Below are 20,541 nucleotides of genomic sequence, written 5' to 3'. Positions count from 1 at the left end.
CTAGGCCGTGGATCCCGGAATCTCGCGGACCACGCCGTCGAAGCCGGCACCGAACAATTTTCCGCTCGAGAAGCCCTGGTCGGAGCGTCCGTAGGCCACAACGCTGGTCAACCGCGTACCGGTGCCGATGACACACGTCGCCCCCGGCGCATCGATGCGGACCACGGAGCCGCCTGCGTTGAGCGGCACCACCGGGCGTCCGGCGTCGTCGAGGGTGAGCCCGTCCGGAGCTGCCAAGCCGTCGAGTCCCGACAGATCGAGCACACTTTCCGGTGCCGAGGAGTCGGCGAGCGGGATCCGGCTGACGCCCGGGTTCACGAAAGTGCGCGAGACGTACAGGTACCGATCGGCGGCGTCGAGCACCGCACCGTTGGCACTGGGGAAGCTCGCCCACGCCGGGTCGACCGAACCGTCGGGGCCGATCCGCCCGATCAGCGAGCCGAAGTCGTTGGTGGCGTACACCGTTCCGTCTGCGGCGACGGCAAGTCCGTTGGCTGCGCTCAGACCGGATGCGAACGGGGTGACGGTGAGAGTGTTCACGTCGAGCCGAACGATCCCCGCGGCCTTGACGACGTCTCCGACGAAGACGCGAGGGTCGGCTCCGTAGCCGACCAGCAGGGTGCCGTCGGGCATCCAGGCCAGAGCGCCACCGCCGCCGCTGGGGACCGTCGCGATGGGGTAGGCGGCCTGTCCCGGCGCATCGATGCGGTACACCCGGCCGGAGACGATGTCGGTGACGTAGGCCCGGCCCGACGCGTCGATCGCCAGTCCTTCCAGAGCTGCCCCCGGGATCCGTGCGACCTCTGCAGACGGCCCGCCTGCTCCGGCGCAGTAGGGATCTGCGGCTGCGGTGCCGGACCCGATGACGACGCCGCCCGCCGCCACCAGCGCGGCAGCAATCGTCGTGACGACCGAACGTACGCGCGCGGACTTGCTCGAATTCATGACGCTCCCCCAGCCTCGGCGACCCCCTGTCAGCCGATGACGATGTCTACCACGCGCCTGTGACAACCAAACCCAGCGCGACTCCGAGCACGATCGTCGTCGCCAGGGTCGTCACCAACCCGGTGAAGGACACACCGCCCGCCATCACCGAGGTCACTCCACGGCTACGGGCGGCGGTACGTGTGGTCACCGGGGAAACTCTGTCAGCTCCCCCGCCGCCGATGCGTTCGCCGGTATCCCGATGCGGTCACGCTCGGCAGTCGAACCGATAACGAACCGACGCTGCGCCCGAATCGCGGCGCGCCCGCAATCCGCGAGCCCGAGACTGCGAGCAGAACAGTCCCGACCGGAGCCGGTTGCCGAGCCCACCGCACTGGGCCCACCGCGTATTCTTCGTCCCGTGAGCGCACATGGAGCATCAGCAGTAGGTATTGCCAACATCACGACGTCGGGCGTAGTACTCGACACCTGGTTTCCGAGCCCGGAGCTCGGGTCGGGCTTCGAGACCGGCACCGTCCGGCTCGAGGGTTCGGACGTCCCCGAGGAGCTGGCCGCTCTTGTCGGACCGGACGAGGCGCGTGGCGTCGAGGTAGTCGCGGTACGCACCAGCATCGCCTCGCTCGACGACGCCCCGATCGACGCCCATGACGCATATCTGCGACTGCATCTGCTCTCGCACCGGTTGATTCAGCCGCACGGGCAGAACCTCGACGGAGTGTTCGGCCTCCTGTCCAATGTGGTGTGGACCAACTTCGGGCCCGCAGCGGTGGACGGTTTCGAGACGGTGCGCGCGAAGCTGCGCGCCCGCGGCCCGGTGACCGTGTACGGAGTCGACAAGTTCCCGCGCCTGGTCGATTACGTCGTTCCCACCGGCGTTCGTATCGCCGACGCCGACCGAGTTCGTCTCGGCGCGCACCTGGCCAGCGGAACGACGGTCATGCACGAGGGCTTCGTCAACTTCAACGCCGGCACGCTCGGCAACTCGATGGTCGAGGGACGCATCTCCGCGGGCGTCGTCGTCGGTGACGGTTCCGACGTGGGCGGCGGCGCGTCGATCATGGGCACGCTCTCCGGTGGCGGCAAGAACGTCATCTCTGTCGGAAAGAGCTGCCTGCTGGGCGCGAACTCCGGGCTCGGTATCTCACTCGGCGACGACTGCGTCGTCGAGGCGGGGCTCTACATCACCGCAGGCACGAAGGTGAGTGGTCCGGATGGGACAGTGGTGAAGGCGGCGACATTGTCCGGCAAGTCCAACCTGCTGTTCCGTCGCAACTCGCTGTCGGGTGTTGTCGAGGTGGTGCCGTGGAAGGGCACCGGCGTCGAACTGAACGCGGCATTGCACGCCAACGACTGAGAGCTGATTCCCGAATCAGACTTACTGCCTACCTCTTCCAGCCCCGCACCGTGTTCTCGGTGCGGGGCTGGAGACTTTTCTGGGGCTCAGGCGATGTGGGGGCCGGCGCGTGCGTGGGATGGTCTGGGTTTTCGGTACGGGTCGACGGTGGCCGGTGGAACGAACCAGGGGTGGTTGTCGGTGCCGATGAACACTTCCCAGTCACTGTGGTGGATGAGCCGGTGGTGAAATCCGCACAGTAGGACGAGGTTGTTCATGTCGGTGGGGCCGCCGTCTGCCCAGTGCCAAATATGGTGTGCCTCTGTCCAGGATGCGGGTTTGCCGCAGCCGGGGAAGGCGCAGGTGTGATCTCTTGCGATGAGGGCTTTGCGTTGTTTGGCGGTGACGGTGCGTGCGGTGCGGGCGAGGTTGAGTGGGTTGCCGTGCTCGTCCATGACGATGGCGGTGAGGACGCAGTCGCACGCCAACTGTCGAGAGGTATTGCGGGAGAGTGGTCCCATCCAGGGCAGCCACCCGACGGTGGTGCCGTCGCCGAACATGTCCCTGTATGCGCCACGATCGGCGGTAGGCCCGGCATCGGATTCGTCTGCAGTGCGGGTGTTCTCGTCGTCGGTGATGTCGTCGGCGTCGGCTCTGTCGGCACTGTCGCGGAGGTCGGTGAGATCGCGCAGGCTGATGTGCAGGTTCAGGTGGGGGCGTTCACCGCCTTCGGTGGGCCGGCTACTGGAGGCAAGGTACTGGTCGAGGATGTGGCCGAAGGCGTCGGCGCGGCGTCGGGCGGGGCTGCGGTCGTCTGCGATTTTGAGTGTCTCGGTGCCGTCGGCGGCGGGTCGGGGTTCGGTCAACGGCGACAGGGCGGTGAGCAGCTTCTCGCCGGTGATCGCATCGAAGTCTCCCTTGAGTACCAGCCGCCCGTTCAACGTCTTGGAGGCGAAGAGTTCGTTGCGGTCGGTGTTCTCGGGTGGTGGGGTCTTGCCGCCGAATCTGTCGTTGAGGTTGGTGATGGCTGCTCGGATCCGGTCGGTGCGCGCGTCGGGTCCGGTGGCAGCGGTGATCATCGCTTTGCGGGCCATGTCCTGCCCGGCTTGGGGGAGGTCCTTGGGTGGGGTTTCGGCGAAGGTGAGGATCAGGGCGGCGTGGTCGACGGTGATGCTGCCGGTGTTGATGGCGTCGGCGATGTCGGGGAAGTTCTTCAGTCCGCGGGCGAGGGCGACGATCTTGGTGGCTTTGCTGGGGGTGAGCAGGGTGGTGGAGGTGAGCCAGCCGGCGGGTCCGGGGAAGCCGAGCTTTTCGCGGGAGACGCGGGTGTCGATTTCTCCGACGAGAGCGATGCGGCGGGCTTCGAGCAGCTGAATCTGGTGGGAGACGGCGGCAGATTCGGCGAGGAGTTCACTCTCGCTCAGTTGCCAGATCTCCGTGGTCATGGAAGCAAGTGTATCGAACGCGCATTCGACTGGCAACCAAAATTCAATCGAAAACTACTGCGCTGCTTGACTATTCGTTCTTCCAAACCTGTCGGTGGGGTGTGGTATCGGATACGGGCGTGCCCTGGTGATAGAGGATCTTCCACAGACCCGCGCGGCGTTGCCACAACGTCATCCTGCGGGTGGATCGGCCGCCCTGCTCGAGAATGTAGGTCAGCAAATACGTATTCGAGGCAATTTCTCGGAGCCTGAATTCACTGGCTGTCCAGTCGACATCGAATTGCCCGGTGGGGTCCGATGCGTATCGCTTTTCGAGAACGGCCCAGACGTGCTCGCGGTCGTATCGCCTGCCCGATGCACCGACCTCCCAGAAGCCCACGTCCGTCAGGCGATCGAAATCCTCACGCGTGATGCCGAACTCGCGGCGATGGAAGATCGGCTCTCGTCGTTCGAGCTCCTCGAGCACCACATACTCGTCGAACACAGGATTGCCCGCTGTGTCAGCCGATGGCCCCCAGTGACGCCAGTGTTTTCACCACAGCCCGTGCGGCTTCTGCGCCTTTGGTTTCGAGGTGTGCAGTGAAGAAGGCGTTGTGGTCGGCGTGTTCGTGGAAGTGGTGTGGCGTCAGCACCACGGAGAACACCGGCACGTCGGTGTCCAGCTGCACGCGCATCAGACCGTCGATGACCGCCGTTTCGACGAAATCGTGTCGGTAGATTCCGCCGTCCACCACCAGTGCAGCGGCGACGATTGCGGAGTACTTGCCCGTCTTGGCGAGCCGCTGTGCGTGCAGTGGGATCTCGAAGGCCCCGGGCACCTCGAACACGTCGATAGGCGTCTGCGCCTGTCCGAGCTTCTCCAGTTCGGCGGCGAATCCCACCCGCGCGCGATCGACGATGTCCAGGTGCCAGCTGGCGTGGACGAAGGCAATGGATCCGGCGTGTGGAGTGGTCATGGGTGCGATGCTATCGGTATCGCTCGTCGAGCAAGTCGAGTGTCGGGCTATCGAATTCGCCGGCGAAATACTTCTGCAACACTTCGCCGAATACCGACGGGCCCTTGGTAGCTTCGGCGAAGAGCGTCATCGACGAATGCAACTTCAGATTGTCGGGATAGCCGAAGATCTCGTCGACCGTCCGCCCCTCGACAGACACCACAATCCGCGCAGCCTTCTTCAGGCGAGGCCCCAGCACTTCGTGGGACAGGTACAGCTCCGCCTCGGTCAGATCGGCGATGCCGAAGTGCTGGGCAGTCGCACTACGCCCCAGTCCCGCCAATTGCGGGAACACGAACCACATCCAGTGTGTCTGCTTTCGTCCCGCCTTCAGTTCCTTCGTCACCGCAGTCCAGACGGAGTCCTGGGCGTCGACGAAGCGTTGCAGGTCGTATTCGGTCATGCCGTTCAACTTAGGTGAACCCGCGCAGCAGAGTGTCGACGGTCGCGTCGAGCAGATCCTCGGTCGGGACGCCGTCGAGCAGGTCGCCGGTGGCCAGCATCGCGAGTCCGTGCACGCTCGCGAAGGCAACGCGCGCGAGGATCTCGGTTGGAGCCTCGGTGATCACACCGGCCGCGATGGCTTCGCTGAGCAACGCCTCGGTGGCGGTCATACTTTCGTGTGCAACGCTTTTCAGCTTCTCGCTGGCGTCGGGATGATGCTTGGTGCTGTACATGACGTCCAGCAACTCCGGGTGTTCGACGGCGAATCCGAGGTAGGCGCGGGCGACGGCACGGAACCGAGCCATCAGCTCACCGGGTCCCGTTGCCGCTGCGACCATCCGGCGGTTCAATTCCTCGAAACCGTGCAGCGCCAGCGCATCCAACAGCGCTTGCTTGTCGCGGAAGTGACGCGCCGGGGCACCGTGACTGACGCCGACATCTCTGGCCAGCTGGCGAAGGGACAACGCGTCGACTCCGCCGTGCGCGATGCTCCGTTCGGCCTCGTCGAGCAACACTGCACGCAGGTCACCGTGGTGGTAGCGCTCCGTTGCCATGAGCTCACCCTAGGCGATGTTGGCGTTGACAACAATGCTGACACTGCCTACATTGGCTGCCATGACTTCCACAGCGCTCATCACCGGAGCAAGTTCGGGCCTCGGCGAGGAATTCGCCACCCGCTTCGCCGCACGCGGCGAGAACGTCGTCCTCGTGGCACGACGCACCGATCGGCTGAACACCCTGGCGCGTCGCATCGAAACCGAGCACGGCGTCACGGCTACCGTCGTGGCAATGGATCTGGGCGTCCCCGGCGTCGGCGAAGCTCTACGAACCACGTTGGCAGACAAGGGAATCACTCCCACCACTCTCGTCAACAATGCGGGCTTCGGAACGCACGGAAGGTTCGCCGACGAGGATCCCGAGCGCGTCGCCGCCGAGATCGCGCTGAACGTGAGCGCGCTGGTCGACCTGACGCACGCATTTCTGCCGAACCTCACCGGCGCGCTGATCAACATCGCGAGTACCGCTGCGTACCAACCCACCCCCAACATGGCCGTCTACGGTGCAACGAAGGCCTTCGTCCTCAACTTCACCGAAGCGTTGGCCTTCGAGCACCGCGCGTCGTCGCTGAAGATTCTCGCGCTCTCCCCCGGCCCCACCCGCACCGAGTTCTTCGACGTCGTGGGGTCGAAAGACGCCGCAGTTGGCAACTTCCAGACCTCCGAGCAGGTGGTCTCGACGGCCATGCGCGCGTTGGATTCTCGCCGCACCCCCGCCAGCATCGTGTCCGGCCTGTCCAACAAGATCAGCGCCGGCGGTGTGCGTTTGGTCCCACGATCGTTGGCCGCGAAGATCAGTGGTCGCCTGCTGAAGGCCTGAGACCGGTCAACCGCGGGTACGACGCGAATCGATCACTCCCGTATCGAATCCGGCCAGATGCAGTCCCCCGTGGAATCGGGCGTGCTCGATCTTGAGGCACCGATCCATGACGACGTTCAATCCCGCTCCCTCCCCGTCGCGTGCTACCTGCTCGTGCCACAGCCCGAGCTGCAGCCAGATCGTCTTCGCCTGCGCGGCAATGGCTTCGGAGAGAACGTCGGGCAGGTCGTCGTACTTGCGGAACACGTCCACCAGGTCCGGTGGCTTCGGTAGATCGGCGAGCGTCGGGTACACGGGTGCGCCCTCGATGTCGGTGACCGTCGGATTGACGAGGAATATCTCGTAGTTGCTCGTCGAGGACAGATACCGATTGACGAAATAGCTCGCTCGCGAGGGGTTCTTCGACGCTCCGACGATCGCGACGGTCTTGGTCTCACGCAGGATGCGTTGCCGCTGCGGCGCGGTCGGGCCCTGCCAGGTGCGCTCGCTCATGACCGCGCCTTTCCTGTTGCCGATGTCAGGGCCTGATCGAGGTCCCACAGAATGTCCTCGACGTCTTCGAGTCCGACGCTGATGCGAATCAGCTCGGGACCGACACCTGCGCCGCGGAGTTGCTCGTCGCTCAGTTGTCGGTGGGTGGTGCTGCCCGGGTGGATCACCAGCGTGCGCACGTCACCGATGTTGGCGACGTGGCTGGCGACCTGGACGCTCTCGACGAACGTCTGCCCGGCCTCGCGGCCACCGTCGATTCCGAAAGCGAACACCGCACCCGGGCCGGCGGGGAGGTACTTCGCTGCGCGGTCGTGATGCGGATGTCCCTCCAGGCCTGCCCATCTCACGTAATTGATCCGCGGATCATGATCGAGCCACTCGGCGACCGCTCGGGCATTGGCGACGTGCGCATCCATCCGCTGCGGCAGCGTTTCCACTCCCTGGATCAACGTGAATGCCGATTGCGGAGCCAATGCGCCGCCGATGTCGCGCAACTGTTCGCTGCGCAGTTTGGTCAGAAAGCCGTACTCACCGAAATTCCCCCACCACGACAGCCCGCCGTACGAGGCCACCGGTTCGGTCATCTGCGGAAATTTGCCCGAGCCCCAATCGAATCGCCCGGATTCGACCACCACTCCCCCGAGCGTCGATCCGTGACCACCGAGGAACTTGGTGGCCGAGTGGATCACGATGTCGGCACCGAATTCGATGGGCCGGCTCAGCCACGGTGTCGCCATCGTCGCGTCGACCACCAACGGAATGCCGTGTTCGTGCGCTACGGTGGCCAGCCCCTCGAGGTCGGCGATCTCGCCCGACGGATTGCCGATGATCTCGGCGTAGATCAGCTTGGTCGAATCCGTCACCGCTGCTGAGTAATCCGCCGGATCGGTGCCGGGAACGAACGTGGTCTCGACGCCGAAGCGGCGCAGCGTCACATCGAGCTGGGTCACCGTGCCGCCGTAGAGCCCGGCCGCGGCAACGATGTGATCGCCGGTGCCGGCAAGCGCAGCGAACACTGCGAACTCGGCCGCCAAACCACTGGCGAACGCGACCGCTCCGATGCCGCCTTCGAGGCTCGCGATGCGCTCCTCGAAGGCGGCGACGGTGGGATTTCCGATGCGGCTGTAGACGTTGCCGTACTTCTGCAGAGCGAACAGATCGCCTGCGTCCGCGGAATTCTCGAACACGTAGCTCGCCGTCTGATAAATCGGCACCGCCCGCGAACCGGTGGCAGGATCAGGTCTCGCTCCGGCGTGAATTGCTCTGGTACGCAGGCCGAATATCCGTTCGCTCATGACGTCAGGCCGTTTCGAGAACGGTGTGGACCGGGGTCGGATTACGCGTCAGGTCCAGCACCGGGCAGTGATCGTCGACGGCCTTCTGCAGCTCCTCGTACCGCTCCCGTGACTCGGGGCCGGTGACGGTCACGACGACGCGTACCTCACCGAACCCGGGACGAACGTCGTCGTCGAAACCGAAGAATCCGCGAACGTCGAGGTCACCTTCGGCCTTGGCCTTGATGTCGTCGACGACGATACCGAGCTTCTCCGCCCAGACGCGGTACGTGACCACCTGGCAGGAGAGCAGTGACGCCAGGTAGTACTCGACCGGGTTGGCCGCCTTGTTCTCACCGCCGAGGGCAGGCGGTTCATCGACCTCGACGCTGTACTTGCCCAGCGTGACGGTGCTGGCGACGGCATCGTGCGCGGTGGCGGAGGCACGGAAGACCGCCTTGGCGTTCTTCGGATCGGCCTGCACGGCATCGTCGGTGGCAGCAATGACGCCGCCGAGGTGGGACACAGATGTGGTCACGAAGGATCCTGTTCGTTTCGAGGGTTGCCGGAACTACCCGAGGAGCGCGAAATGCTCGTCGGGGATGGGTTCGATCGACAGTTACGAACAGGAAGAAGTGCAGACGAGACCGAAGTCGATGGTGCGACGACGCACGAGCCTTCTGGCCGCGTCGGTCACGTGTGTCTCGGTCACGATGCCGACAATAGCTTACGAGAACTGATCTGCGCCGACATCGGTCTCGTCGTCGGTGATCGCAGCGACGATCCGTGCCGCCACCGCGTCCGGCGTCAGACCCTGCGGTAGTTTCGGTGCCTGCCCGGCGATCGGCCGCGTGGCAAGACCCGTCTCGGTGTGCGGCGGGCGCACGTCCACGATTCTGATCTTCGACTTACGCGCCTCTGTACGAACGCTTTTCAGCAGTGCAGTCACCGCGGCCTTGCTCGCCGAATACGCACCCATGTTCGGCATCGGCTTGTCGGCCACGACGGCACTGATGTTGAGCACGAACCCACCCTGGTCCAGGTTTGTCAGCGCTTCTCGAAGTACACGTAGCGGCGCGAGATAGTTGAGCAGCAGCAGTTCGTCGACGGTGTCGTCGTCCACGTCGGTGACCGGCCCGAACGCCACGACACCTGCGGCGATGACTATCCCGTCCAGTCCGCCGTGGTGTTCGACGGCCTCCGCGACCACCGAGCGAGCCGAATCAGGCAGCGTCAGATCGGCATTCACCGTGTGATGGTCCGACTCGATGCTCCGGCCGCTCACGGTCAACCGAGCACCGGCCTTCGCGAGCTGCTCGACGATCGGACCGCCGAGACCGCCACTGGCACCGAATACGAGAATGCGCGCTCCATCGAGAGTGGTCATCACTCGAATTTAACCGCCGCCTCGCACTCTCGCTGACGACGGCGTTCATCAGAGCAGTTCGGCTGCGCGGCGGACCACATCGATGCAGATGTCGAGATTGAGCGGGCTCAACGTCGAGAAGCCCTGAGCCACTTCACCTTGCTCGAGCACCACCACCCGGCCCGCTGCGACGCTCGGCAACGAGGTGAACAGTCCGGTATCGACAATCCCGGCCGAACCGAAGTCGAAGACGACGAGCACGTCGGCATCGGCGAGAACGTCGGCGTTCTCAGCGGAGAACTCGGGGCGCGGGGCGTCGGCGGTCGCGCCGTCGGACAGAGCGGCAACCGTCGTGAACCCGGCTCGCCGGAACAGATCCACGGCGGGGATCGACTCGTGTCCGAGTCCGTAGAACGTCGACGTGTCGTACGCGGCGATCAGACCGACAGTGGCCCCGGCGACGTCGAGGCCTTCGAGCGCGGCGGACATCCTCGCCTCGGTGTCCGCGATGAGTTCGTCGGCGCGATCTCGCCGATCGAGTGCGTCGCCGATCATCTGCAGGTTGCGTCGCCAGTCGAAGTACGCGATCTGGACCACCGGGGCAAGAGATTCGAGCTGGGAACGAGACTCGGCCAACCCGTCGTCCCCGATGATCAGATCCGGTTCGGCAGCGGCGATGCGCTCGGTGTCGATCGACTCGCCGAGCGAGATCCGCTCACTCGACCCGCCGAGTTCGATGAGGGCGTTCTCGTGCCACTCCCATGACCGGTCCGGTGCGCCGATCATGTCGGCGAAGCCTTCACGCACCCCGAACTGCACGGGGACGACACCGAGCGCGAGCACCGTGTCGAGATCCCACAGGTTGGCCACACACGCCACCCGCTGGGGCCGACGGTCGATCACGACGGACTCACCGGCATCGTCGACGATCGTGCGGGGATAACCGTCCCCTGCCGTCTCGTCGCCCGAGGCCTGGTCCTCACCGGTGCCGCATCCGGCCAGCAAGGCCGCGAGGGCGACGCCGCCGATGAGGAACTCACGACGCGTCGCCGCCTCGATCGTGCTTGTCTCGAACTGGGTTGCCAGGATGGCGAATGCGGGCGCAGGTGCGGTCATGACCCAGAACAGTAGGCATGCCTAACCTATGCCGTCAAGAGGAGGTCAGCCGAGCAACTTCTTCTGAACCTTGCCCATCGCGTTGCGCGGGAGGGAGTCGACCACTCGAATCTCGCGGGGCCGCTTGTGAATCGACAGCTCGGTGGCCACCAGGTCGATCAGCACCCGATCCTGCACATCGGTACCGACGACGAACGCCACGATGCGCTGGCCCAGATCGTCGTCGGGCACACCGACGACGGCGACCTCGTCGACGCTCGGATGCCCCAGCAAAACCGTCTCGATCTCCCCTGCGCCGACGCGATACCCGCCGGACTTGATCAGGTCGGTCGAGGCTCGTCCCACGATTCGGTGGAAGCCGTCGGGCTCGATGAGAGCGACATCTCCGGTGTCGAACCACCCGTCCTCGGTGAAGGTCTTCGCTGTCGCCTCCGGGTTGTTCAGGTAACCGTCGAACAGCATGGGGCAGCGGATCTGCAACGCTCCGATGGATTCGCCGTCGTGCGGCAGGATTTCGCCCTTCTCACCGCGCAACCGTGTCTCGACGCCCGCGACCGGCAGGCCCACCGAACCTGCTCGACGCTCCCCGTCGGCACGGGTGCTGATGGTGATGAGGGTTTCGCTCATGCCGTACCGCTCGATCGGGGCCTGGCCGGTGAGCTCACGCAGCTTCTCGAACACCGGGACCGGGAGTGGGGCACTGCCGGAAACCAGCAGTCGGGCACCGGCCAGGGCGCGGGCCGAGGCCTCGTCCGCGGCGATGCGCGACCATACGGTCGGCACGCCGAAGTAAAGGGATCCGCGCGCGCCTGCGTAGAGCTCCGGCGTCGGCTTACCGGTGTGGATCAGCGGGCTGCCCACTCGCAGTGGGCCGAGGACACCGAGAATGAGTCCGTGTACGTGGAACAGCGGAAGCCCCTGCACCACAGTGTCTTTCGACGTCCATGCCCAGGCCTGCGCCAACGCGTCGAGCCCGGCTGCGATGGCACTGCGCGAGATCAGGACGCCTTTCGGCGGGCCGGTGGTACCGGAGGTGTAGAGCACGAACGCGACCGAGGACGGCTGCGGTTCGGGGTAGCTGTGCCACGACCGTGCATGCTGACGCACCGGCAGGACCTCGAGCCCGGAGGTGTCCGGCGGCGCTTCACCGAGCCACGCCTGCGCGCCCGAGTCGCGGAGGATGTGCTCACGCTCGGCCACCCCGGCGTCGGGCGGAACCGGCACCACGGTGACACCGGCGATGAGTGCGCCCACGACAGCGAGCACCGTCTTCACCGAGGGCGTCGCGTAGATCGCGAGGCGGTCGGCTCGCGAGATGCGCTCGGCCACGGACGTCGCCGCGCCCAGGATATCGGCGCGGGAGAGCGAGACTCCGTCGATCGTGATGGCGTCGGGAATGTCGTCTCCTCGCGCAACGGCGAGTGGGTTCAGTGAACGAAGCAGCACATGGCTACCGTACATACATGGACGTGGACGGAATCGACACCGGCGACTACGCCGAGTACATGACGGTCGCCGCCGGTGACCTGCAGGCGGGTGTCTATCTGATCGGAACCGACGCCGAGCAGGACACCGATTCCGAGGACGACCTGGACCTCGAGGACTCCGAGTCCGACGATGACGACATCGACATCGCGCACGTCACCGACGGCGCACCCAGGCTGGTCTACTCTGTGCAGTCCGACGACTTCTGGACCCGCGTCGAATTGGCCGATCTTCGAGCCACTCAGCTCTACGAGGAAGCGCACGCACGCAATCCCGAGGTCAACACCGAGCCCAAACGCTTCACGACCGTCGAAGCATTCGGCAGCAACGAACTGGTCTACATTCTGCGCATCCGACGCGGCGGCTGGGATGTGGGCGAGCCGGATCTAGAGCCGTGATCCACGCGGCCCCTCAGTCCTCGCGAACGCGCGCGCGTTTGCTGAACGCGAGCGGTTTCGCGTCACGATTCTGCGCGCGTATGGCAAGTGCGCGCGCGTTTGCGAGATCTAGGCCGCGCCCAAGTACCCGTCAGTCGTGAAACGTGATGCTGCCACTTCCCCTACTTGCTGTTATCGACTAGGCCGAGGATGCGACGGTGCCGACGCCGAGCGCGACCAGGAATCCGGCACTGATGCGGTCCAGCCAGTCGGTCACCGCGGGCCTGCGCAATAGCGCGACCGCGCGGGAGGCGAGAACGGAGAACACTCCCATCACCAGCGCGGCGACAACCACCTCGACCAGACCGAGCGTCATGGCACCTGCAAACGTGACCACGGTGAGGAACTGCGGCACCACCGCGAGATAGAACAGTCCGACCTTGGGATTGAGCGCGCAGGAGAGAACTCCGGCACCGAACGCCGACCACGCGGACGCAGCGACGGGCATCAGAGGCTCCCCGGCCACCTTCTTCTTCCGTCGCGCTCGAATAGCCTTCACACCCAGATACAGCAGGTACAGCCCGCCGAGAATCTTCACGACGCGATATGCCGTCGCAGACTGCTCGACGATCGCTGCCAGCCCGACGGCTACCAACACGGCCCAGAACAGTCCGCCGATCGCGACGCCCATCGCCGCGGCGATGCCTGGCTTGAGGCCGCCGATGCTGTAGCGGAGCACCAGAAACGAATCGGGCCCCGGCAGAATCGCCAGCAGAAAACACACACCGGCGAAGCTGAGCAGCAGGCTGAGGGTCACGGGTATATGAGAACACCCAGGCGGAGCCGAAGCCAACCGACTTCACTGTCCACCAGAAGCCTCGAACTACCCACGCAGCCGAGTGGCCGCAGCCTCGATGCGTTCGTCCGTGGCCGTCAATGCGATCCGCACGTGGTGGGCACCGTCGGGACCGTAGAACTCTCCCGGTGCAACGAGGATGCCGCGTTCGGCGAGCCAGTCGACGGTGTCGCGGCACGGCTCGCCCCGCGTAGCCCAGAGGTAGAGCCCGGCCTCGGAGTGGTCGACGGTGAATCCGGCAGCCTCGACGGCAGCTTTGAGCACAGTGCGACGGGCGCGGTATCGCTCGCGCTGGATGTTCTCGTGCTCGTCGTCGGCCAGTGCGGCGGTCATGGCGGCCTGGATCGGCAATGGCACCATCATGCCGGCGTGCTTGCGCACTTCGAGCAACTCGGCGACGAGGGAGGCATCGCCGGTGACGAAGCCGGCGCGGTAGCTGGCCAGGTTCGAGGTCTTCGAGAGTGAGTGCACGGCAAGAAGATTGGTGTGATCTCCGTCGCACACGCGAGGATCGAGAACCGACACGGCCTCAGCGTCCCAGGTCAAACCCAGATAGCACTCGTCGGAGACGACGATCGCGTCACGTTCACGGGCCCAGTCGACGACCTTGCGCAGGTGCTCGACTCCGAGCACCTTGCCGGTCGGGTTGGACGGTGAATTGACGAAGATCAGCGACGCCCGCTCGGGTCCGAGACGATTCAGGCCGTCGGCCCGGATAGTCCGAGACCGTGCGAGCAGGGCACCCACTTCGTATGTGGGATATGCCAATTCGGGGATGACGATCAAGTCGTCGGCTCCCAGGCCCAGCAGAGTCGGCAGCCAGGCGATCATTTCCTTGGTGCCGATGGCAGGCAGCACAGCGTCGGGCGAGATGCCGGTCATCGAGTATCGACGCGCGAGCGCGGCGACCGCGGCCTCGCGCAGCGCAACGGTCCCGACGGTGGTCGGGTAACCGGGCTCGTCCGCAACGGAATTCAGCGCTGCGCGGATCACGTCCGCAACCGGATCGACCGGGGTGCCGACCGACAGATTGACGATGCCGTCCGGATGAGCCGAGGCCTTCTCCTTGGCGGCGGTCAGCGAGTCCCACGGAAAGTCGGGCAGCCCCGCTGCCACCGCTGTGCGCACCAAGATCGTCAGTTCTCGCCCATGGGAGGCAGAGCCTTGATGAACGGCGGGTCGTAATCGGTCTTGCCGAGTTTCGCCGCGCCGCCGGGAGATCCCAGGTCGTCGAAGAAGTCGACATTGGCACCGACGTACGCGCTCCACTGCTCAGGAACGTCGTCCTCGTAGAAAATGGCCTCGACGGGGCAGACGGGCTCGCAGGCTCCGCAGTCGACGCATTCGTCGGGGTGGATGTACAGCATTCGGTTACCCTCGTAGATGCAATCCACCGGGCACTCTTCGATGCACGCTTTGTCCAGTACATCTACGCACGGTTCTGCAATCGAGTAGGTCACTGCTGCTCTCCCCTCCTGTATCGATCGTGGGCGCTCGCGCGCCCTGAGCATCCTAGTATCGCCGTCCGAACTCGAGGCCGACCGACCCAGGGTCGCCTCACCTGCCCCGCTCGGCTATCGACGAAGCTGCTTGACGGGCGAGTCGGCACCGAGGGCCGACGACTTCTTGTGGGCCGCGAGCCACTTGCGTCCCTGTTTCGCGGCACGCGAGAGAGCGCCGCGCTCACCGAGATAGCCGGCGACACCGCCGACGAGCGGGATGGCACCGAGCACGCGGTAGACGCCGCGGGGGTGCGGACGCTTCTCCAATTCACCGGCGACGTCGCGCAGTACGTTCGCGATCTGCCACATTCCGCGCAGCAGTGCGAACGGACCCGACTTGGGTGACTCTTCCTTCTTCGCGGGTGCACTGTCGGCGAGCGCCGTCAGATCACGCTTGCACAGCACCGATCCGAGCAACGCCACGTGCGTCTCGCGGTCGGTCACACCCGATTCACGCGCCACGGCGACGAGCACCATCGCCTGGTTGGCGAACCCGAGCAGGTCCTGGATGGGCAGCCGGTTGACCAGGATGCCGAACACTCCGGGGAATGCGACTGCCACGGTGTTGAGTGCGCCGATGCGACTGACCCACCACTGCGAACGAGCGTCGCTGTCGAGCTTCTCCCAACCCGCGGTACCCGGGAAGTCGGTGGTGTCGAAGGCCTTCGCGAGGAAATCGATGACGTTGTCGAGCTTCGAATCATCCGCGGAGGACTCACGGAACGTTCGTCCCTTGAGCCCGATCGGGTCCCGTGTCGCAAGGATGTCGAGCACGGGATGAATGATGGCGACGGCACTGCTCAGAACCGCGGCGACTCGACGGTCGTCCATGTCAGACAAGCTCCATTTCGAAAGTGGACCCGAGGGTCAGATCAGGCCGGCAACCGACACGGCCGGGGCCGGGTCGTATGTGGTGGTGCGCTGACGAACCGGGCGTCCGATGCCGTCGGCGATCTCGTGCAGTTCCGCGACGGTCTTCTCCGAACCGTTCTGCGAACCCGCCATACGCGAGATCGTCTCCTCCATCAGGGTCCCTCCCAGATCGTTCGCGCCTCCGTTCAGCATCGCTTGTGTACCCGTGATTCCCAATTTCACCCACGATGTCTGAATGTTGTCGATTCGGCCGTGCAGCATGATGCGAGCCAGGGCGTGCACCGCGCGGTTGTCGCGGTTGGTCGGCCCGGGTCGCGATGCGCCGGCCAGATACAACGGCGAGGACTGGTGCACGAACGGCAGCGGCACGAACTCGGTGAACCCACCGGTCTTGTCCTGGATCTTCTTGAGCACGTTCAGGTGACCGACCCAGTGCGACGGATTGTCGACGTGCCCGTACATCATCGTCGAGCTCGACCGCAGGCCCACCTCGTGCGCGGTGGTGATCACTTCGATCCACTCGGCGGCGGGCAGCTTGCCTTTGGTGAGCACCCAGCGGACCTCGTCGTCGAGGATCTCCGCGGCCGTACCCGGGATCGAGTCCAGCCCGGCGGCTCGGAGTTCGGTGAGCCACTCGCGAATCGACTGACCGCCGCGGGAGGCCCCGTTGACGATCTCCATCGGCGAGAAGGCGTGCACGTGCATCGACGGCACTTTCGCCTTGACCGCACGCACCAGATCGGCGTAGCCCGTCACCGGTAGTTCGGGGTCGATTCCACCCTGCATGCAAACCTCGGTGGCACCGACGACGTGGGCTTCCCACGCGCGATCGGCGACCTCGGTGGTGGACAGGGTGAACGCATCGGCGTCTCCCTTGCGCTGCGCGAACGCACAGAAGCGGCACCCGGTGTAGCAGATGTTGGTGAAGTTGATGTTCCGGTTCACCACGTAGGTGACGGTGTCTCCGTTGACCTGCTTGCGCAGGTCGTCCGCGAGAGCCGCAACGGCGTCCATGCCCGCGCCCTCGGCCGTCGCGAGTGCGAGGTACTGCTCGTCCGTCAGCCCGGCCGGATCCTTTTCCGCTGCCGTCAATGCGGACACCAAGTCTCGGTCCACCCGCTCGAGCCCCGCGAGATCACGAACCTGCTCGCGAATGGAGTCCCAGTCGCCGAACGCATTCGCCAGATCCGAACGCGTCTCGGTGTTGCGTCCCTGAGTGTCGATCTCGGTGTTCAGGTCGACGCGGCCCGAGGACTCCCACTCCTCGTCCGGTTCCTGCCACGGCAAACCGGTCGGGTTGACGTCCTCACGCGCCATTCCGGTCTCGGGATCGGCCAGCGCCCGCACGTGCGCCGAGATCCGCGGATCGATCCACGGAGCGCCGGCCAGAACGTACTGCGGTTGCGCTGCAACACGTTCCACCAAGCGGTAGCCCGCCTTGTCGGACAGGTCGGCCAAGGTATCGAGGTTCGGCCACGGCCGCTCCGGGTTGACGTGATCGGGGGTCAGCGGAGAAACCCCGCCCCAATCGTCGACGCCTGCGCCGAGCAGCGCTGCCGTCTCCTCCGGCTCGACGAGATTCGGCGGAGCCTGAATCCGCATCGACGGGCCGACCACCATGCGCGTCACCGCGATGGTCGCCAGAAATTCTTCGAGCCCCGCGTCGGGAACGGATCGCATCGCGGTATCGGACTTGGCCAGGAAGTTCTGCACGATGATTTCCTGCACGTGCCCGAAAGACTTGTGCACCTTACGAATTGCCATGATCGACTCGGCGCGATCACGCAGGGTCTCGCCGATTCCCACCAAGATGCCGGTGGTGAACGGGATGTTCAGACGCCCCGCGTCGGTCAAGGTCCGCAGCCGAACCTCGGGATCCTTGTCGGGGCTGCCGTAGTGCGCCTGCCCCTTCTCCTCGAACAACCGACGCGAGGTGGTCTCGAGCATCATCCCCATCGACGGTGCGACCGGCTTGAGCCGCGACAGTTCCTGCCACGACATCACTCCTGGATTGAGGTGCGGGAGCAAGCCGGTCTCCTCGAGCACCCTGATCGACATGGCGCGCACGTAATCCAAGGTCGAATCGTAGCCGCGGGAGTCGAGCCACTCCTTGGCCTCGGGCCACCGCTCCTCCGGTCGGTCGCCGAGCGTGAACAGCGCCTCCTTGCATCCGAGCGCGGCACCCTTGCGAGCGACGTCGATGATCTCGTCTGGATCCATGAACAACCCGTGGCCTGCGGCGTTGAGCTTGCCCGGCACGGTGACGAACGTGCAGTAGTGGCACTTGTCGCGGCACAACCGCGTGATGGGTACGAACACCTTTCGCGAATACGAGACCGTCTTCGGACGACCGGCCGACTCGAGACCCGCATCACGAACCCGCGCGGCCGACGCCATCAGATCCACCAGATCGTCCCCACGCGCATGAAGCAGAACTGTCGCCTCGTCGACATTCAACGAGACTCCGTCCCGGGCGCGACGCAGAACGCGGCGCATGGCAGAAGCGGCTGGAGCGGTGTCAGGCAGCAAAGTCACCAGTCGATCATGCGCTTCCTGGTACGCACGTGCCACCCGCGGGTAGTGCTGCCGCCCTCGTGCGCGTTTTGCGTAGCTGCAAGTACGCAAAACGCGCACGAGGGGTGAGGGCTACGTTTGTACCCGTGACAACGATGACCGATCCTCAGTGGCAACCATCTCCGCGAGCACGTCTGCTCTGGGCTCTGAGTGCCGGTCTGCTGTGGCTACCGATCTTCATCGCTCAGATCGTCTGGGCCGTCGTCGACTCGAGCTGGACCACCTGGCCGCATGTCGCCGTCCTCGTCGCCTCGATCGTTTTCGCTGCCCTGCACGTCGCGGTCGTGCCGCAGTGGCGGTACCGCGTGCATCGTTGGGAGATCAGCGACACCGCGGTCTACACCCGCACCGGCTGGCTGAGCCAGGAGCGACGCATCGCACCGATCTCACGGGTACAGACCGTCGACACCGAGCGTGGACCGCTCGACCGTCTGTTGGGCTTGGCCACCGTCACCGTCACGACGGCGTCGTCCGCGGGCGCGGTCAGAATCACGGCACTGGATCAGGATGTGGCCGACAAGACGGTTGCTCGACTCACCGACATCGCCGGCCGCACCATCGGAGACGCGACATGACCGATCAGGCGGAACTACTCGCCGTCGAGGAGGAGCAGCCCTGGCTGCGGCTGGACAAGCGAATGCTGTTGGTACATCCGGTGAACGAGGGCATCAAGATCCTGCCGGTGCTGTTGATCTCGTTCTTCGTCGGTAGCCAGAGCGGCAACCACTTCTGGAGCCTCGGCCTTCTCGCGGTCGTCGTGGTGTTCGCGATTCTGCGGTGGTTCACCACCAGCTACCGGATCGGTCCGGTGCACGTGCAACTGCGCAGCGGGGTGCTCCAGAAGAAGGTGCTCTCCATTCCGCGGAACAGAATTCGGTCGGTCGACGTGGAAGCGAACGTTCTGCACCGCGTACTCGGCCTGTCCATCCTGCGCATCGGCACCGGGCAACAGGCAGGCAAGGGTGAGGCCTTCGAGCTCAACGCCCTCGACACCTCGCTGGTACCGGCACTTCGCGGGGATCTGCTGCAGCGAGTATCGGGGCAGATCCCCGCGACCGACGGAACACCCACCGCAGCAGCCGATCCCGGCGTCGAGATTGCACACTGGCAGTTCTCGTGGGTGCGGTTCGCGCCGTTCTCCATCACCGGCATCGTCACCATCGCTGCAGCCGTCGGCGTGTTGTTCCAGTACGGACTCGGGCAGTGGCTGGCCGAATCGTCGGTGGTCTCCAACAGCATCGACTCCGCCGAGCGATTGGGAATCGCGGTGTTCGTCGTCGTGGCGCTGATGGCGCTGCTCGTCGTATCGAGCATCTTCGCGTGCGTCCGCTACCTGCTGGCCTACGCCAACCTGACGGTGACGGACCAGGGACGCACCATGCACGTCAGCCATGGACTGTTGCGCACTCGCCAGTCGACACTCGACCGCAAGCGGCTGCGCGGCACCTCGCTGTCCGAACCACTGCTGCTTCGTGCGGCCGGCGGAGCCAGGCTGGACGCCATCATGACCGGCGTCAGCGCCGAAAAGAAGGAATCGTCTCTGCTGCTCCCCCAGGCCCCACGCGGCGAGGCGTTGCGCATGATGACCACCGTGCTCGGCGAGGCCGGTCTGCACGGAAGTTCGGACCGGCCTCTGCTGCCGCACGGACCCGCAGCGCGTCGACGCCGCTACACGCGTGCCGTTCTGCCCGTTGCGGTTCTCGGTGCAGCGCTGGGCATCGCACAGTATGTCGGCGCACCGATCCCGCTACTGGCGTGGATCGCGGTCGGGGTGTTGTTCGTTGCCGCATTCGGGCTCGCACACGATCGCTTCCGCGGTCTCGGCCATGCGGTGCTGCCCGGTTGGCTCATCACCCAGCACGGTTCGCTGGACAGGACTCGACACAGCCTCGAAGCCGCGGGCATCATCGGTTGGACCGTGCGGCAGACCTTCTTCCAGCGTCGCGCCGGGGTGGCCACCATCGTCGCTGCAACTCCCGCAGGCGTCGGACATTACGAGGTGATCGACATCCCCATCGAGAACGCGTGGGCGATGATCGACGCCGTCACCCCGGGAGCCGGGGACATCTGGCTGCAACGAACCTGAC

General features: G+C 65.3%; 23 protein-coding genes. 5 read left to right on the top strand and 18 right to left on the bottom strand.

Annotated features, from left to right (window positions below):
* Together AB0366_RS18085 and AB0366_RS18080 are read right to left on the bottom strand one after the other, a co-directional pair.
* Positions 1-945, bottom strand: a complete 945-nt coding sequence (locus AB0366_RS18085) for a hypothetical protein (RefSeq protein ID WP_366245094.1) — start codon at positions 943-945, stop codon at positions 1-3.
* 46 nt (positions 946-991) lie between these two features.
* The gene (locus AB0366_RS18080; RefSeq protein ID WP_366245093.1) at positions 992-1,135 is read right to left on the bottom strand and encodes a hypothetical protein; all 144 of its coding nucleotides are present in this window, start codon (positions 1,133-1,135) and stop codon (positions 992-994) included.
* Between the two features lie 210 nt (positions 1,136-1,345).
* Between AB0366_RS18080 and dapD the strand changes: the two genes are divergently transcribed.
* Positions 1,346-2,299: a 2,3,4,5-tetrahydropyridine-2,6-dicarboxylate N-succinyltransferase gene (gene dapD / locus AB0366_RS18075; RefSeq protein WP_366245092.1), complete on the top strand. Its 954-nt coding sequence runs from the start codon at positions 1,346-1,348 to the stop codon at positions 2,297-2,299.
* An 86-nt stretch (positions 2,300-2,385) separates the two neighbouring features.
* Here dapD and AB0366_RS18070 read toward each other — a convergent pair whose 3' ends face one another.
* From AB0366_RS18070 to AB0366_RS18050, 5 genes are all read right to left on the bottom strand, one after another.
* Positions 2,386-3,723: a DUF222 domain-containing protein gene (locus AB0366_RS18070; protein WP_366245091.1), complete on the bottom strand. Its 1,338-nt coding sequence runs from the start codon at positions 3,721-3,723 to the stop codon at positions 2,386-2,388.
* A 70-nt stretch (positions 3,724-3,793) separates the two neighbouring features.
* Positions 3,794-4,207 (bottom strand): DUF4440 domain-containing protein, encoded by a 414-nt coding sequence (locus tag AB0366_RS18065; protein ID WP_347871390.1) that lies wholly within the window; start codon positions 4,205-4,207, stop codon positions 3,794-3,796.
* A gap of 16 nt (positions 4,208-4,223) precedes the next feature.
* Positions 4,224-4,679 carry a 6,7-dimethyl-8-ribityllumazine synthase gene (locus AB0366_RS18060; RefSeq protein ID WP_347871391.1) on the bottom strand — a complete coding sequence of 152 codons (456 nt, stop codon included), beginning with the start codon at positions 4,677-4,679 and terminating at the stop codon, positions 4,224-4,226.
* A 10-nt stretch (positions 4,680-4,689) separates the two neighbouring features.
* Complete coding sequence (locus AB0366_RS18055) at positions 4,690-5,121, bottom strand: DUF1810 domain-containing protein (protein WP_347871392.1); 432 nt, start codon at positions 5,119-5,121, stop codon at positions 4,690-4,692.
* Positions 5,122-5,131: 10 nt separating this feature from the next.
* Positions 5,132-5,716, bottom strand: coding sequence for a TetR/AcrR family transcriptional regulator (locus AB0366_RS18050; protein WP_366245090.1), 585 nt, complete (start codon positions 5,714-5,716; stop codon positions 5,132-5,134).
* A 61-nt stretch (positions 5,717-5,777) separates the two neighbouring features.
* Here AB0366_RS18050 and AB0366_RS18045 point away from each other — a divergent pair, with 61 nt between their 5' ends.
* Positions 5,778-6,539, top strand: a complete 762-nt coding sequence (locus tag AB0366_RS18045) for an SDR family oxidoreductase (protein ID WP_366245089.1) — start codon at positions 5,778-5,780, stop codon at positions 6,537-6,539.
* 6 nt (positions 6,540-6,545) lie between these two features.
* Here AB0366_RS18045 and AB0366_RS18040 read toward each other — a convergent pair whose 3' ends face one another.
* From AB0366_RS18040 to AB0366_RS18015, 6 genes are all read right to left on the bottom strand, one after another.
* Positions 6,546-7,031, bottom strand: coding sequence for a CoA-binding protein (locus tag AB0366_RS18040; protein ID WP_366245088.1), 486 nt, complete (start codon positions 7,029-7,031; stop codon positions 6,546-6,548).
* Positions 7,028-8,326 carry an O-acetylhomoserine aminocarboxypropyltransferase/cysteine synthase family protein gene (locus AB0366_RS18035; protein ID WP_366245087.1) on the bottom strand — a complete coding sequence of 433 codons (1,299 nt, stop codon included), beginning with the start codon at positions 8,324-8,326 and terminating at the stop codon, positions 7,028-7,030. Before AB0366_RS18035 ends, AB0366_RS18040 begins: the two co-directional genes overlap by 4 nt.
* 4 nt (positions 8,327-8,330) lie before the next feature.
* A complete protein-coding gene (locus AB0366_RS18030; protein WP_366245086.1) occupies positions 8,331-8,843 on the bottom strand; it encodes an OsmC family protein in 513 nt (170 codons plus the stop codon).
* Positions 8,844-9,032: 189 nt separating this feature from the next.
* Entirely contained in the window at positions 9,033-9,692 is a 660-nt protein-coding gene (locus tag AB0366_RS18025) for an SDR family oxidoreductase (protein ID WP_366245085.1), read from the bottom strand.
* 48 nt (positions 9,693-9,740) lie between these two features.
* Positions 9,741-10,787: an ABC transporter substrate-binding protein gene (locus tag AB0366_RS18020; protein WP_366245084.1), complete on the bottom strand. Its 1,047-nt coding sequence runs from the start codon at positions 10,785-10,787 to the stop codon at positions 9,741-9,743.
* 45 nt (positions 10,788-10,832) lie between these two features.
* Positions 10,833-12,248: an acyl-CoA synthetase gene (locus AB0366_RS18015; protein ID WP_366245083.1), complete on the bottom strand. Its 1,416-nt coding sequence runs from the start codon at positions 12,246-12,248 to the stop codon at positions 10,833-10,835.
* 2 nt (positions 12,249-12,250) lie between these two features.
* On the opposite strand from AB0366_RS18015, the gene AB0366_RS18010 reads away from it, so the two are divergent.
* The gene (locus AB0366_RS18010) at positions 12,251-12,670 is read left to right on the top strand and encodes a hypothetical protein (RefSeq protein ID WP_366245082.1); all 420 of its coding nucleotides are present in this window, start codon (positions 12,251-12,253) and stop codon (positions 12,668-12,670) included.
* Between the two features lie 178 nt (positions 12,671-12,848).
* On the opposite strand, the gene AB0366_RS18005 is transcribed toward AB0366_RS18010, so the two are convergent.
* The 5 genes from AB0366_RS18005 to AB0366_RS17985 form a co-directional block, all read right to left on the bottom strand.
* On the bottom strand, positions 12,849-13,466 hold the full coding sequence (locus AB0366_RS18005; protein WP_366245081.1) for a LysE family translocator: 618 nt from the start codon (positions 13,464-13,466) through the stop codon (positions 12,849-12,851).
* A 66-nt stretch (positions 13,467-13,532) separates the two neighbouring features.
* A complete protein-coding gene (gene dapC / locus AB0366_RS18000; protein WP_366245080.1) occupies positions 13,533-14,636 on the bottom strand; it encodes a succinyldiaminopimelate transaminase in 1,104 nt (367 codons plus the stop codon).
* 5 nt (positions 14,637-14,641) lie between these two features.
* Positions 14,642-14,965, bottom strand: a complete 324-nt coding sequence (fdxA, locus tag AB0366_RS17995) for a ferredoxin (protein WP_008714223.1) — start codon at positions 14,963-14,965, stop codon at positions 14,642-14,644.
* Positions 14,966-15,079: 114 nt separating this feature from the next.
* Entirely contained in the window at positions 15,080-15,838 is a 759-nt protein-coding gene (locus AB0366_RS17990; RefSeq protein ID WP_366245079.1) for a hypothetical protein, read from the bottom strand.
* 36 nt (positions 15,839-15,874) lie between these two features.
* Complete coding sequence (locus AB0366_RS17985; RefSeq protein ID WP_366245078.1) at positions 15,875-18,415, bottom strand: bifunctional FO biosynthesis protein CofGH; 2,541 nt, start codon at positions 18,413-18,415, stop codon at positions 15,875-15,877.
* Between the two features lie 134 nt (positions 18,416-18,549).
* Between AB0366_RS17985 and AB0366_RS17980 the strand changes: the two genes are divergently transcribed.
* Together AB0366_RS17980 and AB0366_RS17975 are read left to right on the top strand one after the other, a co-directional pair.
* Positions 18,550-19,029, top strand: coding sequence for a PH domain-containing protein (locus tag AB0366_RS17980; protein WP_366245197.1), 480 nt, complete (start codon positions 18,550-18,552; stop codon positions 19,027-19,029).
* Positions 19,026-20,540 carry a PH domain-containing protein gene (locus AB0366_RS17975; protein WP_366245077.1) on the top strand — a complete coding sequence of 505 codons (1,515 nt, stop codon included), beginning with the start codon at positions 19,026-19,028 and terminating at the stop codon, positions 20,538-20,540. Before AB0366_RS17980 ends, AB0366_RS17975 begins: the two co-directional genes overlap by 4 nt.
* The last annotated feature ends 1 nt before the right edge of the window (position 20,541 follow it).

It is taken from the genome of Rhodococcus sp. NPDC076796, assembly GCF_040702765.1.
Taxonomy (GTDB): Bacteria; Actinomycetota; Actinomycetes; order Mycobacteriales; family Mycobacteriaceae; genus Rhodococcoides.
Note: the sequence above shows the minus strand (reverse complement) of the source record. Positions and strands in the feature narration are given on the sequence as shown.